This is a genomic window from Citrobacter sp. CK198 (assembly GCF_030333295.1).
Lineage (GTDB): Bacteria > Pseudomonadota > Gammaproteobacteria > Enterobacterales > Enterobacteriaceae > Citrobacter_B > Citrobacter_B koseri.
Genome location: NZ_JAOWGE010000034.1, coordinates 342822 through 359990, shown reverse-complemented (window position 1 = coordinate 359990; position 17169 = coordinate 342822). Strand labels below are relative to the sequence as shown.

The following is a 17169-nucleotide window of genomic DNA, read 5'->3' as shown; positions in this document are numbered from 1 at the left end:
GTGTAAGAAATGGAATATATCGCTATCAAACAAGTAAACACTCAATTAACCATCTTAAAATATAAGTAAATTTAGATTAATAGCCAATATGAATGTGTTAACCTGCCGGGAATCGTTCAGAAGACAGAAGAAAGGAAACGCTGTGAACTCGAAAATGAAGACAATTGTACCTGCCGTACTGTTAGCGGCTTTCGCCAGTACCTCCGCATGGGCGGCGACCAGCGATGCCAATACGCAACCTCTGGAAAAAATCGCGCCGTATCCGAAAGCGGAAAAAGGGATGAAGCGCCAGGTTATCCAGCTTACTCCCCAGGAAGATGAGTCTACCCTGAAAGTGGAACTGCTGATCGGCCAGACGCTGGAAGTGGATTGCAACCATCACCGTCTTGGCGGCGAACTGGCGAGCAAAACGCTGGAAGGCTGGGGTTACGACTACTACGTTTTTGATAAAGTAACCTCCCCGGTTTCTACCATGATGGCCTGCCCGGATGGCAAGAAAGAGCAGAAGTTTGTGACGGCCTATCTGGGCGATGCCGGAATGGTGCGTTATAACAGCAAGCTGCCGATCGTGGTGTACACCCCGGCTAACGTAGAGGTGAAATACCGTATCTGGAAAGCGGAAGATAAAGTACAGGACGCAGTGACGCGTTAAAGAACGTTTTGCCGGATGGCGGCGTACCGCCTATCTGGCCTACATATTGCTCGTTGTAGGCCGGATAAGTGCAGCGCCATCCGGCATGCCGCAATACGTTTTTACAGCGCGATATCCGCGACAGCTTTATGCGCCGGCTGCGGTTGAACCTGCGGCTTAAGCTGCGGTTTTGGCGCTTCGTCCACCACCTGCGGCTTGTCATATTTCAGCCCCAGAACGTCGCTGGTGTATTGCAGCTCTTGTTCCGTGGCCTCAATATTGCCGTTCAGCTTAGTCCCGTAAGACGGAACAATCGTTTTCAGCTTCGCCTGCCATTCCGGGCTGGCCACTTTCTCTTTAAACACTTTTTCCATCAGATGCAGCATGATCGGCGCAGCAGTGGATGCCCCCGGAGACGCGCCCAGCAGCGCGGCAATCGTACCGTCTTTGTCGCTGACCACTTCAGTGCCCAGACGCAGTACGCCGCCCTTGTCTTCATCACGCTTGATGATCTGCACGCGCTGGCCCGCCTGCCACAAACGCCAGTCTTCTTTCTTCGCCTGCGGATAGTACTCTTTCAGCGCTTCAAAGCGTTCATCATCGCTCAGCATCACCTGGCTAATCAGGTATTTCACCAGATCGAAGTTATCCATCCCTACGTTAACCATCGGCATAAAGTTAGAGGTCGTGGTCGAACTCAGCAGATCCCACAGCGAACCGTTTTTCAGGAACTTCGTGGAGAACGTCGCGAACGGCCCAAACAGCACGACGCGTTTGCCATCCAGAATACGGGTATCGATGTGCGGTACGGACATCGGCGGCGCGCCGACCGACGCCTGGCCGTATACCTTCGCCAGGTGGTTGTTAACCACGTCCGGGTTCTCTGAAACCAGGAACTGGCCGCCAACCGGGAATCCCGCGTAATCTTTCGCTTCAGGAATGCCCGTCTCCTGCAACAGCTTCAGCGCCGCGCCGCCCGCGCCGATAAAGACAAATTTCGCCTTAATCGCATGTTCTGCTTCACCGTTTTTCAGATCGGCGACGGTCACAGTCCAGGAGTTATCCGCGTTACGTTTAAATCCACGGACTTCGGTATTCAGTTGCAGCGCAAAGTTCGGTTTTTTCTGCAACGATGCCACCAGCTGACGCGTGATTTCCCCGTAGTTCACGTCAGTACCGATTTCAGTGCGGGTCGCGGCAACCTTCTGTTTCGGGTCGCGACCTTCCATGACCAGCGGCGCCCACTCTTTAATTTGCGCATGATCTTCGGAGTAACGCATACCGCGGAACAGCGTGCTCTGCTGCAACGCGGTATAGCGGGCGCGCAGGAAATTGACGTTATCATCGCCCCAGACAAAGCTCATGTGCGGAACGGTATTGATAAACGAGTGTGGTTCGTGCAGAACGCCGCTCTGTACCTGATGCGCCCAGAACTGGCGGGAAACCTGGAAGGCTTCGTTAATGTCGACTGCCTTTTCGATGCTGACGGAACCGTCGGCTTTTTTCGGCGTGTAGTTCAGTTCCATCAGCGCGGAGTGGCCTGTTCCGGCGTTGTTCCAGCCGTTAGAACTCTCCTGTGCAACCCCATCCAGTCGCTCAACCATGGTCATTGACCACTCCGGTTCCAGCTCCTGCAAATAGGTTCCCAACGTGGCGCTCATGATGCCGCCGCCAATCAACAGTACATCCGTTTCCTGCTCTTCGGTCGCTTTCGCTTTTGCCGCCATCGAGACAGCATTCAGCCCCACAGCCATGGTGAAGAGCATGGCAGTCACTTTTTTCATAATGTTAATGCCTTACTTTTAGTATCGTTTTTTTTGCTTTTTGCAGGTGAAAATCGAGCGGCATCAACGTTAACACTTCAGGTAAAAGATTTAAATATTGTTTATAAATTATATTAAGATTTTAAAAACGTTAGTAATACGTTGAATATTTATAAGGTTATTGACAATTAACGAGACAACAGCATTCCCGCATCGCTAATCGCCATGCTTTTGCTGCTACGGATGATCAGGCGTAATCAGGCGGTTAAAGCAGAAATACCGTCGCCAGCCCCAGAAAAATAAAGAAACCGCCGGTATCGGTAATGGCGGTAATCATCACGCTTGAGCCGACCGCCGGGTCACGCCCGAGCTTTACCATCGTCATCGGGATGATCACGCCCATCAGCGCCGCCACCAGTAAATTCAGCACCATCGCCAGCGTCATAACGCCGCCAAGGGCGATATCGTCGTAGAGCCACCAGGTCACGCCGCCCATGATGCCGCCCCAGACAAGGCCGTTGACCAGCGCCACCCCCATTTCACGCAAAATGAGAAAGGTCAGGTTGCCGGGCTGAATATTTTGCAGCGCCAGCGCGCGAACAATCATGGTAATGGTTTGATTCCCGGTATTGCCGCCAATCCCGGCGACAATCGGCATGAGAGAAGCCAGCGCCACCAGCTGCGAGATCGTGTGTTCAAAGCCGTCGATCACCCGGGAGGCGATAAACGCCGTGCACAGGTTTATCGCCAGCCATGCCCAACGGGTTTTTACCGCTTTGGCGACGGGCGCAAAGACATCTTCTTCGGCGCTCAGACCCCCCATGCGACGCAGATCGGTGTCAGTTTCTTCGTAGACCACATCAACGATCTCATCGATGGTCAGGCGTCCCATCAGTTTGCCGGAAGGATCGATCACGGCGGCGCTGACCAGGTTGTCACGTTCAAAGGTGCGCGCCGCATTCTCAGAGATATCTTCCGGGGCAAAGGTCAGCGGATCGTCATCCATCACGTCGCTGACTTTACGCTGCGCGTCACTGAGCAGAATACGCGTCAGAGACAGCTCGCCGACCAGTATTTTATTCCGGTTCGTTACAAAGAGTTTGTCGGTGTTTTCCGGCATTTTTCCCAGACGGCGTAAATAGCGCTGCACCACCTCCAGCGTCACGTCCGGGCGCACGGTGATGACCTCGAACTCCATGATCGCCCCGACGCGATTCTTCTCATAGTGCATAACCTGACGGACGCGGGCGCGCTCCTCCGGCGGCAACGTCGCCAGCAGTCGCCCGGTGAGGTTACGCGGCAGGTGCTGAACGAGATAAATCTGTTCGTCAATGTCGAGGTATTGCAGCGCGTCCAACAGCGCGCGGTCGGTCATTTCATCAATCAGGTCATCCCAGACGTTTTCGGACGCTTCCAGCAGCACTTTGCCGCGTTTTTCATTCTCGACCAGCCGCCATAAGGCATGACGTTCTTCGGAAGGCAGCGCTTCAAGGGTATCCGCCAGGTCCGGCGGCGGCAGGTGAGCCACCAGCGCCCCTACCTCAGCAATATCGTCGGCCAGCGTACCGACATCATATTGCTCAGCCAGGGTGAGCTTGCCTGACAGGGCGGAAATAATCGCTTTATCGGTGGTGAGCAGCCAGATAAGACGCGCACGCTCTTCATCGCGCAGTCTGGCGCTGTTTTTGGTCATTGCGGACATTAATTATAAATCCATGAAATGAGATGCCATTAAGCATGGCGCGAGGTTATGTAAATAACAATAAACGGCGCCGCGAGTGGATAAAAAATCAGCATCATGCAGGGAATGGCAGGCCCGATAAGCGTCGCGCCATCGGGCAACCAGGCCGGATGCGGCTACGCCTTATCCGGCCTACAGGATCAGGCGGTACGCGCAACCGCATCGCGGGAGGCGGCGTCGCGTTCATCGCCGACCAGTTCACTCAACTGTCCGTTACGCATCTCCAGCAGGCGATCGGCGTGAATAAAGTAATGATCGTCATGACTGATCGCAAAGATGGTTTTGCCCATCTCCTGCATCAGCGGCAGCAGCACCTGATAAAATTCACGGCGGAAATGCGGGTCCTGATCGGCGGCCCATTCATCCAGCAGAATGATGTCACGCTCCTCCGCCAGCGCCAGCAGCAACGCCACGCGCTTTTTCTGCCCTTTCGACAGCTTCAGGTTCAGAATCCGGCCATCGCGCAGCTCCAGCTTGTGCGCCATTTTCAGTTGCTCAAGCCACTTTTCCACCAGTTCCGCTCTGGCCGGTTTGCCTTCCGGCCCCAGCAGTTGATCAAACAGCCAGACATCGGTAAACACGGCAGAAAAGAGTTTCCGGTAATCCTCAGGACGCTCTGCGGAAAGCGTTTTGCCATCCAGTAAAATTTCGCCTGACTGAGGCTGGTACAGCCCCGTCAGCAGCATCGCCAGCGTCGATTTCCCGCTGCCATTGCCGCCAATCAGAAACAGCAGTTCCCCGCGCTGGATGGTCAGGTTGATCGGCCCTACTGAAAACGCATTATCCTGATAATGGAAAACGACATTGCGTAACTCCAGCGTTTTCCAGTCAGGAAAGGCGTCAGGACGAGGAAATTCCGCTTTAAACGGCGCCAGCGAAAATTTATTCAGCTTGTTGAAAGCCACCTGCGCGGTGAGCAGCGTCGGCAACGCGCCAACCGCAGAGAGCAGCGGCGTGCGCAGGAACAGCAGCGTCAGCGAATAGATCGCCGCCACGTTGGTATCCGCCCAGCCCAGGCTGTTCGCCATCCAGAACACCAGACCAATCGCGCCCAGCATCATAATGTTTGACCAGTTAACGGCGCTCAGGTGGAACGTATCGGCGCGAATAATATGGTGGCGATACTCTTTCGCATCCGGGATATACGAATGGTTAAAGATATGTTCCGCGCGCTCACGGTTCAGGGTCAGCTCTTTGCGCCCTTCCAGCACCGTCTGAAAATCCTGATACAGCTTATCTTCCGTTTCGCGCAGCGTCGCCATGTGCTTATACACGCGCGCCACCAGCACAAACCCGCCCCAGATGGTGATTGCCATCCAGATTGCCGTCACCAGCAGCATTTTGGTGGATAACATCGCCAGATACGCGGCGGAACCCACCGTCAGGATGATCCCCTGAACCAGCTCCGGCAGGCGCACGAACGCGATCGTGATATTGCGGATATCACTGGTTAACCCTGCCAGCAGCGAGGCGCTGCCCAGTTGTTCGATGCGCTCAACCTGCGTGTCCAGAATACGTTTGATAAATTCGCTGCGCAGGCGATAGACAAAATGGTGCCCTAACGCGGTTAAGGCCAGTTGGGAGCCCAGCGTCACCGCCATCAGTAAAAGCAGCAGCGCGAGAAATTCCGGCAGCACCATCAGCGTGGTATCTACCGTTTCGATGAGGCGCTGATTGATAAAGGCAATCAGACCAATCCCCAGCGCAGCGCTGGCGAGGCTGAGCGCCATCACGCTGATAAATGGCCAGCGATACTGCCGCCAGACAAGAAGAAGTAGTTCCATTCATACAACCCGGGCAAGGAATAACAGCCCGCAGTTTAAACATCTCAACGCCGACAGCAATAATAATTCTTATTTTTATTCTTTTTTACCCGCTTGGCGAAACGTCAGGTTGTAACGACAGTCCGCCGTCAGCGGATGAAAGCCCGCTTTAAGCGGTTGTATGCCGTGGTAAAACAGTCGCGATTCACCGCCCCAGACCACCACATCGCCGTGCTCCAGCAAAAGGCGTTTTAACGGATCGTTACGACGCAGGCCGCCAAACTGAAAAATGGCCGGAAGGCCCAAAGAAACCGACACAATCGGCGCGCGCAGATCCGGTTCGTCTTTATCCTGATGCAACGACAACTTTGAGCCGGGCGCATAGCGATTGATAAGACAGGCATCCGGCTGAAAATCAGCATAGCCCGCCGCGATCGCCGCGCGATGGCACAGGCTGGTAAAGACCTCTGGCAGCGGCGGCCAACGCCGCCCGGTTAACGGATCGACGGGAGAATAGAGATATCCGTGCTGATCCGTCGTCCAGCCGAGCTGACCGCAATTTGTCATCGCCACCGACATGGTATAGCCGCCGGGCGTCACCATCTGGCGAAATGGCGACTGCGCGGCGACCGCCGCGATGGCCTCAATCAGCGATGGCGCCTCGCGAAAGGCGAAACGGCGCAAGATAACCGCACCGGACGCCAGCGGCTCTTGCCAGGGTTCAGCATCCGCAAATAAGTCCAGCATCATTTATCCTCATGTCGCGCCTCTCGTTGCAGAAGCTGCGCCTTGCGCGCCACGCCCCAACGATAACCCGATAGCGCGCCGTCGCCGCGCACCACCCGATGGCACGGGATCACAATCGCCAGTTTATTTGCCCCGCAGGCGCTGGCAACGGCACGAACCGCCTTCGGCTTGCCGATTGCGCTGGCGATCTGCTGATAGCTGACGGTTTCCCCACAGGGAATCGTGCGCAGCGCCTGCCAGACCTGCTGCTGGAACGCGGTGCCCTGAATATCTAACGGCAGTGACAGCGGCATATCGCGTGCATTAATACTGGCGATAACCTGGCGCACGCGCTGCTGGAAAGGGCGATCAGCGGGTTCATCCTGCGCAGCGGGAAACAGTTCATGCAGGCTGGCAATAAGCCCGGCATCATCATCGCCCAGCAAAATCGCGCAGATTCCCCGCTCGCTCTCCGCAACCAGGCAGCGTCCCAGCGCACAATCTGCGAGGGCGTAGCGAACGGGGAGATTATCGCCGCCCTTACGAAACTGCTTCGCCGTCATGCCGAGCGTCTCATCCGCTTTGCGATAGTAACTGCCGCTGTCGGGAAAACCGGCGTTCAGGATCGCCTGCGTTACCGTCTCTCCTTTCGCCAGCGCATCGCGCAGACGGCGGGCGCGCCAGGATTGCTGCCAGGCTTTTGGCGTCATTCCCGTCGTGGCTTTGAACAACCGGTGCAGATGAAATGGGCTCATTGCCACCTGCTGCGCCAGGGCGTCCAGCGTGATGGGGGCATCCTGTTCCAGTAAACGACAGGCGTGCGTGATTTTATCCAGCTGATGCCGTCGGGCGTTGTCTTTGTCTGGCTGGCAGCGTTTGCAGGGGCGGAATCCTGCGGCCAGCGCCTGCTCCGCACTGGCAAAGAAACGAACGTTTTGCCGCAACGCGTGTTTTGCCCGACAGGACGGTCGGCAAAAGATGCCGGTGGTCTGTACCGCAAAAACAAACTGCCCATCGGCGTCAGGATCGCGATCCAGCACCGACTGCCAGCGTGCATCGTCGTTTATGCGTGAAAGATTTTTCATCATGGACTCCTTCATTAAGCATAGTGCTTAGTCTCAGTGTGTCCGTAAGTCAGCGCACGAAAACCCGAAATCTTGCTTTTTAATTTTTATCACTCACGAGGAAGCTTTTGAACTGCGGCGACATCCAGGTTTTAAACCCCTCGCCCTCTTTCATGATCATGTACACCGCCAGCCCTTCCCGGCGCACCACCTCTTTGGCCTTTTCCGTGCCGAGCACCATCAACCCGGTATCCCAGCCGTCCGCTTCCAGCGCCGTCGGAGCGATAACCGTCACGGAGACCAGATTGTGTTCTATGGGACGCCCGGTCTGCGGATCAATAACGTGAGACAGGCGCTTCCCGTCCAGTTCGTAATAGTTACGGTAGCTGCCGGAGGTGCTGATGCCATGCCCGTTAATATCGATAATCGCCTGTACCGCGTTTTCTTGATCGGTCGGTTTTTGGATCGCCACACGCCAGGGTTGCCCCTGCGCATTCATGCCGCGACTGTTCAGGGCGCCGCCGACGGAGACCAGATAGCGGGCAATGCCTTCCTGTTCCATCAAGCGCGCCAGATGATCGGCCGCATACCCTTCCCCCACGGTTGAGAGATCGACGAACAGATCCGGCAGATCTTTTTGCAGATATTGCTGTCGCGCCTGATTGATAACCCGCAGATGTTGCAGCCCGGTCTTTGCTTTTGCGCTGTCAATCTGCGGCTGTGTGGGAACATGTAGCGGCTGTTGCTCCGGGCCGAACCCCCACAGATTCACCAGCGGCCCCACGGTGATATCCATCGCGCCGTCGGTTTTCGCGCCAATGCGCAGCGCCGAGGTAATGATATCGGCCATTGCTTCGCTAACCGGCCAGGGAGAAAGACTTTGCGAATGGTTGAAGCGCATCAGCGCCGAGTCATTTTTGTACGTGGACAACAGCTGATCGTCGGCATCAAGCTGCGTCTGAATTCTGTTACGTAATTCCTCAGCACGGCTGGCGTCCACATCCACCACGCTGACCCGCCAGAAGGTGCCCATCGTTTTCCCTTCCAGTACGGTTGCAGCAGGTGACGCTGTATCAGCCGGTTTTGGGGCATCATCGCACCCCACAAAAAAGATCGTCGTGGCCAGCAGCGCTGCCCGACAAAAGGTCATTTCCATACGTGATTATCCTCATGCGAACGCGCGCAAGAGTACACCAAAAATCGCTATTTGTACGCCGTAAAAAACGTATTAAAAAAGGGCCCGCAGGCCCTTTAGTTGACATTGTCCGCAATCAGAACTGGTAAACCAGGCCCAGAGCAACGATGTCGTCAGTGCTGATACCCGCGTTACGGGTAAAGGTGTTGTCATCCAGCAGGTTGATTTTGTAATCAACGTAGGTAGACATGTTTTTGTTGAAGTAGTAGGTCGCGCCAACATCAACGTATTTCAGGATATCCTGATCGCCGTAGTTGGTGGTGCCGTTGGAGATGTCCTTACCTTTAGATTGCAGGTAAGCCACGGACGGACGCAGACCGAAGTCGAACTGGTACTGTGCAACCACTTCGAAGTTTTGCGCTTTATCAGCGAAGCCATAAGAGTCGCTACGGCTGTTCTGGGAAGAACCAAAGCGGGTTGCGTTGTAAGTCTGAGAGTACTGCGCTGCCAGGTAAACGTTGTTAGCGTCGTATTTCAGACCACCGGTATAAACGGTCGCACGATCGCCGCTGCCGTGTACGCCAGCCGAATTCTGGTCAGCAGTACGTTTGGAAGAGGTGATTGCACCACCAACGCTGAAGCCTTCGCCGATATCATAGGTCAGAGATCCGCCGAAGCCGTCGCCGTTCTGTTTCAGCAGGCTACGACCATCCGCAACGTCGTTTTCACCGCTGGCGCTGCCGTTTTTACCCTGATACTGCAACGCAAAATTCAGACCTTCAACCAGACCGAAGAAGTCAGTATTACGGTAGGTTGCCAGGCCGTTAGCACGCTGCTGCATGAAGTTATCCGCGCCGTAGGTGTCGCCGCCGAATTCCGGCAGAACGTCGGTCCAGGCCGTTACATCGTAGATTACGCCGTAGTTACGACCGTAGTCGAATGAACCTGCATCGCCAAATTTCACACCAGCAAACGCCACACGGGTCCAGGAGTTGTTAGTGGTTTCAGCGTCGTTACCCTGAATCTGATATTCCCACTGACCGTAGCCGGTGATCTGATCGTTAACCTGGGTTTCGCCTTTGAAACCGAGACGCATATAGGTCTGATCGCCGTCGTTGCCATCGTCATCAGAGAAATAGTGCAGACCGTCGACTTTACCGAACAGGTCCAATTTGTTGCCGTCTTTGTTATAAACTTCAGCCGCATTTGCTGCGCCTGCTACCAGCAGAGCCGGTACCAGGAGGGACAGTACTTTAACTTTCATGTTATTAACCCTCTGTTATATGCCTTTATTTGCTTTTTTATTGCCACTGCATACTGATTAACCCTCTTAACCAGTCGGCAATTTCATTCTCCGCAAAAATGCAGAATAATCCAACACGGATATGATACTAAAATCTTTAAAATGTTTCATTTATCGCCATAGGTGTTTCAAATTATTAATGGCATGGAACTTTTTTAAAAGCAAAAAATGAGACAAATAAGCACGAATAATCAAAACATATTTATTTTTCATTATAATTCAATGCATTGCATTCATGAAAATCATAGCACTGAATGATAAAACAAAATCTTCACTCGCAACTAAAATAGTCAGCGCTATCATCATTAACTTTATTTATTACCGTCATTCATTTCTGAATGTCTGTTTACCCCTATTTCAACCGGATGCCTCGCATTCGGTTTTTTTTTACCCTTCTTTACACAAATTTTATCTTCTTGTGCTACCGGATTTAAATAATCACAACGGTTTACTACCCCCTTCGTGATAACCACCATTCCTGCCAACAAATAATTTCTTGTTATTTAGTGCTAAATTTTATTTCATTGTGTTTATATTTATACATCTGCGCAAACGCTGTACACGTTTTGCTTAGGGAAACGCCTTCGCGGCGCGGGAGGAAAAATGCAGCGTGTCTGATGAGCGAGAGTATGGAAATTCACACAGTACCCTTTATACTGCCCTTTCCTCTTTAGCGTTGTTTTAACAGGTCATAAACACGAATGAGTCAGTCTGATACAACGGTTTCTACCCGATTCTCCCTTCTGCCGGGAAGCATTACCCGTTTCTTCTTATTACTGATCATTGTGTTACTTGTAACGATGGGCGTGATGGTGCAAAGCGCGGTCAACGCCTGGCTGAAAGACAAGAGCTATCAGATTGTCGATATCACCCATGCTATTCATAAGCGCGTAGACACCTGGCGCTACGTGACCTGGCAAATCTATGACAACATTGCCGCGACGGCTAGCCCATCCACGAGCGAGGGTTTGCAGGAAACGCGTCTGAAACAAGACGTCTACTACCTTGAAAAACCGCGCCGTAAGACCGAAGCGCTTATTTTTGGCTCGCATGACAGCTCAACGCTGGAAATGACCCAGCGGATTTCCACCTATCTCGATACGCTGTGGGGCGCAGAGAACGTGCCCTGGTCGATGTATTATCTGAACGGGCAGGACAACAGCCTGATTCTCATCTCCACCCTGCCGCTCAAGGATCTCTCCTCCGGCTTTAAAGAGTCCGCGATTGGCAATATTGTCGATTCCCGTCGGGCGGAGATGCTGCAACAGGCGAATGCGCTGGATGAACGCGAAAGCTTCTCTTCGTTACGTCGTCTGGCGTGGCAAAACGGCCATTACTTTACGCTGCGCACCACTTTTAATCAGCCGGGGCATCTGGCGACGGTTGTGGCGTTCGATTTGCCGATCAACGACCTGATCCCGCCGGGAATGCCGCTGGACAGCTTCCGTCTGGAACCCGACTCCTCAACCACGACGGTACGTAATACGGAGAAAGAGTCTCCAGACAGCGTCAGCATCAGCTTCAACAGCGCCAAAATTGAAATTTCTTCCGCGCTGAACTCAACCGATATGCGGCTGGTCTGGCAGGTTCCTTTCGGCACGCTATTGCTTGATACGCTGCAAAATATCCTGCTGCCGTTACTGTTGAATATCGGCCTGCTTGCGCTGGCGCTGTTTGGCTACACCACCTTCCGCCACCAGCCTGGCCGTTCAACGGAAGTGGCGACAAGCAATACCGCAAATAATGAACTGCGTATTCTGCGCGCGATTAATGAAGAGATCGTCTCCCTGCTGCCGCTGGGGCTGCTGGTGCATGACCAGGAGGCCAATCGCACCGTCATCAGCAATAAAATCGCCGACCATTTGCTGCCGCATTTAAATCTGCAAAACATCACCAGCATGGCGGAGCAGCATCAGGGCATCATTCAGGCGACGATCAATAACGAGCTGTATGAAATTCGCCTGTTCCGCAGCCAGGTCGCCCCTCGCACGCAGATCTTTATTATTCGCGATCAGGACCGGGAAGTGCTGGTGAACAAGAAGCTCAGGCAGGCGCAGCGTCTGTATGAGAAAAACCAGCAGGGCCGCGCCGCGTTTATGCAAAATATTGGCAATGCCCTGAAAGAACCCGTGCGGATACTGGCGATCAACGCCGCTGCCGCAGACACGCCGGAAAGCCAGAAGCTGGCGAACCAGGCGGATGTTCTGGTGCGTATGATAGATGAAATTCAGCTGGCGAATATTCTGGAGAATGATACCTGGAAAAGTGAGCCGACGCTGTTCTCCATTCAGGATCTGATTGACGAAGTGGTGCCGGACGTTCTGCCTGCGATTAAGCGCAAGGGTCTGCAACTGCTGATCAAAAACCACCTTAGCGCCAACGATGAACGCCGTGGCGACCGTGACGCCCTGCGCCGCATTCTGTTGTTGCTGATCCAGTACGCGGTCACAACCACGCAGATTGGGAAAATCACGCTGGAAGTCGATCAGGATGAGTCGGCTGAAGAACGCCTGACCTTCCGCATTCTGGATACCGGTGAAGGCGTAACGCTCAATGAGATCGACAATCTCCATTTCCCGTATATCAATGAAACGCAAAGCGACCGCTACGGGAAAGCGAATCCGTTAACCTTCTGGTTGTGCGATCAGCTGGCGCGTAAGCTCGGCGGGCATCTGAATATTAAAGCACGCGATGCGCTGGGGACGCGCTATACCGTACATGTTAAAATGACTCCGCATGACCAACATGTAAATGATGAAGAGCGCTTGCTGGATGACGTTTGCGTAATGGTTGACGTCACCTCTAATGACGTGCGCAATATTGTGTTGCGTCAGCTGGAAAACTGGGGAGCCACCTGCATCACGCCGGATGATCGGCAAATAAGTCAAGAATATGATCTCTTTTTAACTGATAATCCGTCTAATCTTACTGCCTCCGGCTTGCTTTTAAGCGATGATGAGTCAGGCGTGCGGAAAATGGGTCCTGGCCAACTGCGCGTCAACTTTAATATGAGCAACGCTATGCAGGAAGCTGTACTACAACTGATAGAAGAGCAACTGGCGCAGGAAGAGATTCCAGAGTCGCCCCTCGGCGGAGATGAAAACGCCGAACTTCATGCCAGCGGTTATTACGCGCTCTTTGTAGACACAGTACCGGATGATGTTAAGAGGTTGTATACTGAGGCAGCGACCAGTGACTTCGCTGCGCTGGCGCAGACAGCTCACCGCCTGAAAGGCGTGTTTGCTATGCTTAATCTGGTACCCGGCAAGCAGTTATGTGAAACGCTGGAACATCTTATTCGTGAGAAAGATGCTCCAGGTATAGAAAAATACATCAGCGACATTGACAGCTACGTCAAGAGCTTGCTGTAGCAAGGTAGCCCAATACATGAACAATATGAACGTAATTATTGCCGATGACCATCCGATTGTACTGTTCGGTATTCGCAAATCACTTGAACAAATCGAGTGGGTGAATGTTGTCGGCGAGTTTGAAGATTCCACAGCACTGATCAACAACCTGCCTAAATTAGATGCGCATGTGTTGATTACCGACCTCTCCATGCCGGGAGATAAATACGGTGACGGGATTACCCTCATCAAATACATTAAACGTCATTTCCCGAGCCTGTCGATCATCGTTCTGACGATGAACAACAACCCGGCAATTCTGAGCGCGGTGCTGGATCTCGACATTGAGGGGATTGTGCTGAAACAAGGCGCGCCGACTGACTTGCCTAAAGCGCTGGCCGCGCTGCAAAAGGGCAAGAAGTTTACCCCGGAAAGCGTCTCCCGCCTGCTGGAGAAAATCAGCGCGGGCGGTTATGGCGACAAACGTCTGTCTCCGAAAGAGAGTGAAGTCCTGCGTCTGTTCGCAGAAGGTTTCCTGGTGACGGAAATCGCCAAGAAACTGAACCGCAGCATTAAGACCATCAGTAGCCAGAAAAAATCGGCGATGATGAAGCTGGGCGTCGAAAACGATATCGCGCTGCTGAATTACCTCTCTTCCGTCACGCTGAGCCCGGCGGACAAAGACTGATCAAACGTCAGGTGCCTGATGGCGTTGCGCTTATCAGGCCGACGTTGATGACCGCAGTAGGCCGGAGAAGGCGAAACCGCCATCCGGCCTTTTTTATGCCCGCGTCTTTCTCACCCGCTCCGCATACACCGCCAGCGTCTGCTTAAGCACATCTAACGTCACCGGCTTGGACAGGCAGCTATCCATACCGGACTCCAGACAACGCTGTTTCTCTTCCGCCAGCGCGTTAGCCGTGACGCCGACCACCGGCAACGTCAACCCTAGCTGGCGAATGCGCTGCGTCAGACGGTAGCCGTCCATATTCGGCATGTTGACGTCGCTCAGCACGATATCAATATGGTTTTTACTCAGCACGTTCAACGCATCGACGCCGTCATTCGCGGTCTTGCATTGATACCCCAGCGATCCCAACTGATCGGCCAGCAAACGACGGTTGATCGGATGATCGTCCACCACGAGGATCATCATGTCGTCATTCGTCGCGTCGGTTTTATCCGGCGCAGGCAGCGCCGTTGCAAGCGCGTCGTTATCAAGCTCAATACTGTAAATCCGCGCCAGCAGCGCAGGCAATTCATGCGGCGACGCCACGCTGTGTACCCACTCGCCCGGCGCTCTTTCCTGCGGAATACCAATATGGCGGCGACTGAAAACAACCGCCGCACGCCCCTGCCATGCCAGCTCCAGCACATCGTCCGTAATCAGAATATCTTCCGGCGCCGGTTTTTGCCCTTCGTAACGAAGCACATCGACACCGCTTCGCGCCAGGCTGGACTCAATAAAATGACACAGCGACGCGTTGCGTACCGCCAGCCAGCAACGCGTTTGAGCCAGCCCTTCGACGCCTTTTTTCTGCGGGTACTGCGCGCCATAAAGTGGAATGCGTAACGTAAACTGGCTGCCCATCCCGGGCTCTGAATCGACGGAGATATCCCCATCCATCATGCTGATCAGTTTTTCACAAATCGCCAGCCCCAGGCCGGTTCCCTGGAAATTACGCTGCACGCCGGTTCCCACCTGGAAGAAAGGATCGAACAAACGCACAACCTCTTTCGCCGGAATCCCCACGCCGGTATCGCGTACCTGAATACTGAGATAATCGCCATCACACTGCACATGCAGCACAATACAACCGGTATCGGTAAATTTGATGGCGTTACTCAGCAGGTTAGAAATCACCTGTTGCAGACGCATCGGGTCGCCGTTCAGCGCAACCGGTACATCCGGTTCAATAAAGCAGTACAGGCCAAGCTGTTTTCTCACCACCAGCGGTAAATAGTTGGCCGTAATATGGTTCATCACCTCACGCGGCGAGAACTCACGCGGTTCAATCTTCAACTGCTCGGATTCGATTTTTGAGAAGTCGAGAATATCGCTGATGATTTTCAGCAGCAGGCTGGAGGAGTTGTTCATCGCCGTAACCAGCCTGTCGACCCCCTTCGGCAGCGCTTTGGTTTGCAGCAGATCGAGGTTACCGATAATCCCGTACAGCGGCGTGCGCAGCTCGTGGCTCACGGTCGCAAGGAACATTGATTTGGACTGGCTCGCCTGCTCCGCCGCCTGCGCCATCTCCTGCAACGACTCTTCCATTTTGACGCGCGCGCTCACATCCACCAGCACGCAAATCGCCACGTTTTCATTACGATAGCGCGAATGGACAAAGCTGATTTGCAGATTGGTATTGTTGCTGGTCAACACATCGACGAAGTTAACCTGCTGACCACAGATAATTTGCGTCAGCCTTTGCCGGTCCTCATGGGTGAGCATATTGAGGTAGGTATGCGCCAGTTCATTACTGAGAATATTGACCCCGTCAATGGTACGCAGGATGCAAATCCCCACCGGCGCGGAAGCGACGATTTTCCGGTTAAACTGCTCATGCTCTTCCAGCCGCTGAGCATCGCTTTCCGCCGGAATAAAGATACGCCGTTCATACATGCGCGCCAGCGTGAACAAGGCGGCGCCCACCAGCACATTCAGCAGAATAGCATTCAGAATCAGCATTCGAATATGCTCCAGCACCAGATCGACCGGTACGGAGTAGACAATGCTGAGCGACGATGGCGGCAGGCTTTTCTTCAGAACCAGCTCACGGAACCCTGGCGTGTAGCCAAACCAGGAGCGCTCCTGCATCCAGCGGGGTTCCGGCCTGATGTTGCTTTCCGGCCCGGTTAGCGAAATCAGCGGATGACCATTTTCATCGAGGATCGTCACCCCCATAGGCAAACTTCCCGGCGTGAAAAAGTTCTCCATCCGAATGGACTGCTCGACGCCCAGCAGCGCCTGCAAGCGGTTGGCCAGATAAACCGGCGTCAGGGCATAAAAATAGCCGATGCCGGGGCGCGGCCCCTGGCTAATCCAGAAAAGGTTATTCCCGCTTTCTTCCTGCGGGGCATTGCGGTACTTAACAATGCGCTCATGCAGCGTTTTCAGCGCATTATCACGTTCGACCGGCATATCGCGCAGGCCGAAATTCGCCATACAGAGATTGTCGCTGCCAATCAGGAAAACACGATTCAGATCGTAGGCCGCAGAAAAATTGTCGCGCCAGTAGCGCATAAACCAGGCCAGCGACTCCAGCGACCCGCGCCAGGCATTCCCCATTGCCGCACAGTCGGAGTCGGCAAACAGCGGCTCAAAATTGGGCACCACGGTTTTATCGTCGCGCGCCCGGCTGGACATCACGCCGTTTTCCGCCGTTAAGCGATTCTCGGCAATGTATTTGAGTTCTTTCATTACGTCAGACGTGCGCTGAATATAGCGCTGCGCCTGGTCGGAACTGAGATTGAATTCCTGACGGATTTCAGACTCTCTCTGATGCAGCGCATTAACGATGTAAAACACCGAAGCAAAAGCGATCAGCAGCCAGATCAGTAACGCCAACGCTCTGAACAGGTAGCGCGAAACTTTCAGGGTTGTACGAAAGGAAGCAAGGTATTTCAAAGGGGCGAAGCTCCGCCTCAGGCGATAAATAGAGTGTGGTTAAGGTAGCGGTAAATGCCCGACGT

11 protein-coding genes are annotated in these 17169 nt (G+C 53.7%); 3 read left to right on the top strand and 8 right to left on the bottom strand.

Annotated elements, in window-relative coordinates; translation table 11 throughout:
• Positions 1 to 154: 154 nt before the first annotated feature.
• The gene (eco, locus tag OGY62_RS16735; protein ID WP_024130163.1) at positions 155 to 652 is read left to right on the top strand and encodes a serine protease inhibitor ecotin; all 498 of its coding nucleotides are present in this window, start codon (positions 155 to 157) and stop codon (positions 650 to 652) included.
• Between the two features lie 101 nt (positions 653 to 753).
• On the opposite strand, the gene mqo is transcribed toward eco, so the two are convergent.
• The 7 genes from mqo to OGY62_RS16700 form a co-directional block, all read right to left on the bottom strand.
• Positions 754 to 2415 (bottom strand): malate dehydrogenase (quinone), encoded by a 1662-nt coding sequence (gene mqo, locus OGY62_RS16730; protein ID WP_012131544.1) that lies wholly within the window; start codon positions 2413 to 2415, stop codon positions 754 to 756.
• A gap of 244 nt (positions 2416 to 2659) precedes the next feature.
• Positions 2660 to 4096: a magnesium transporter gene (mgtE, locus tag OGY62_RS16725; RefSeq protein WP_049009135.1), complete on the bottom strand. Its 1437-nt coding sequence runs from the start codon at positions 4094 to 4096 to the stop codon at positions 2660 to 2662.
• Positions 4097 to 4275: 179 nt separating this feature from the next.
• A complete protein-coding gene (locus tag OGY62_RS16720) occupies positions 4276 to 5919 on the bottom strand; it encodes a multidrug ABC transporter permease/ATP-binding protein (protein ID WP_114848236.1) in 1644 nt (547 codons plus the stop codon).
• Positions 5920 to 5994: 75 nt separating this feature from the next.
• The gene (gene alkB / locus OGY62_RS16715; protein ID WP_024130162.1) at positions 5995 to 6645 is read right to left on the bottom strand and encodes a DNA oxidative demethylase AlkB; all 651 of its coding nucleotides are present in this window, start codon (positions 6643 to 6645) and stop codon (positions 5995 to 5997) included.
• Positions 6645 to 7709, bottom strand: a complete 1065-nt coding sequence (ada, locus tag OGY62_RS16710; protein WP_115181379.1) for a bifunctional DNA-binding transcriptional regulator/O6-methylguanine-DNA methyltransferase Ada — start codon at positions 7707 to 7709, stop codon at positions 6645 to 6647. Before ada ends, alkB begins: the two co-directional genes overlap by 1 nt.
• Before the next feature lie 79 nt (positions 7710 to 7788).
• Positions 7789 to 8844 carry an FAD:protein FMN transferase ApbE gene (gene apbE, locus OGY62_RS16705; RefSeq protein ID WP_286460304.1) on the bottom strand — a complete coding sequence of 352 codons (1056 nt, stop codon included), beginning with the start codon at positions 8842 to 8844 and terminating at the stop codon, positions 7789 to 7791.
• A 115-nt stretch (positions 8845 to 8959) separates the two neighbouring features.
• Positions 8960 to 10087 carry a porin OmpC gene (locus OGY62_RS16700; RefSeq protein ID WP_286460303.1) on the bottom strand — a complete coding sequence of 376 codons (1128 nt, stop codon included), beginning with the start codon at positions 10085 to 10087 and terminating at the stop codon, positions 8960 to 8962.
• Positions 10088 to 10827: 740 nt separating this feature from the next.
• On the opposite strand from OGY62_RS16700, the gene rcsD reads away from it, so the two are divergent.
• Both rcsD and rcsB read left to right on the top strand, forming a co-directional pair.
• Positions 10828 to 13497: a phosphotransferase RcsD gene (gene rcsD, locus OGY62_RS16695; protein ID WP_071260253.1), complete on the top strand. Its 2670-nt coding sequence runs from the start codon at positions 10828 to 10830 to the stop codon at positions 13495 to 13497.
• Between the two features lie 16 nt (positions 13498 to 13513).
• On the top strand, positions 13514 to 14164 hold the full coding sequence (gene rcsB, locus OGY62_RS16690; RefSeq protein WP_001061917.1) for a response regulator transcription factor RcsB: 651 nt from the start codon (positions 13514 to 13516) through the stop codon (positions 14162 to 14164).
• 93 nt (positions 14165 to 14257) lie between these two features.
• On the opposite strand, the gene rcsC is transcribed toward rcsB, so the two are convergent.
• Entirely contained in the window at positions 14258 to 17104 is a 2847-nt protein-coding gene (rcsC, locus tag OGY62_RS16685) for a two-component system sensor histidine kinase RcsC (protein ID WP_047462396.1), read from the bottom strand.
• Positions 17105 to 17169: the final 65 nt, after the last annotated feature.

What these genes read in the sequence shown, in the direction of transcription:
- OGY62_RS16720 (WP_114848236.1), bottom strand. Translation starts at nt 5,919, where the DNA reads ATGGAACTACTTCTTCTTGTCTGGCGGCAGTATCGCTGGCCATTTATC.
- ada (WP_115181379.1), bottom strand. Translation starts at nt 7,709, where the DNA reads ATGAAAAATCTTTCACGCATAAACGACGATGCACGCTGGCAGTCGGTG.
- eco (WP_024130163.1), top strand. Translation starts at nt 155, where the DNA reads ATGAAGACAATTGTACCTGCCGTACTGTTAGCGGCTTTCGCCAGTACC.
- rcsD (WP_071260253.1), top strand. Translation starts at nt 10,828, where the DNA reads ATGAGTCAGTCTGATACAACGGTTTCTACCCGATTCTCCCTTCTGCCG.
- apbE (WP_286460304.1), bottom strand. Translation starts at nt 8,844, where the DNA reads ATGGAAATGACCTTTTGTCGGGCAGCGCTGCTGGCCACGACGATCTTT.
- rcsB (WP_001061917.1), top strand. Translation starts at nt 13,514, where the DNA reads ATGAACAATATGAACGTAATTATTGCCGATGACCATCCGATTGTACTG.
- mgtE (WP_049009135.1), bottom strand. Translation starts at nt 4,096, where the DNA reads ATGTCCGCAATGACCAAAAACAGCGCCAGACTGCGCGATGAAGAGCGT.
- OGY62_RS16700 (WP_286460303.1), bottom strand. Translation starts at nt 10,087, where the DNA reads ATGAAAGTTAAAGTACTGTCCCTCCTGGTACCGGCTCTGCTGGTAGCA.
- alkB (WP_024130162.1), bottom strand. Translation starts at nt 6,645, where the DNA reads ATGCTGGACTTATTTGCGGATGCTGAACCCTGGCAAGAGCCGCTGGCG.
- mqo (WP_012131544.1), bottom strand. Translation starts at nt 2,415, where the DNA reads ATGAAAAAAGTGACTGCCATGCTCTTCACCATGGCTGTGGGGCTGAAT.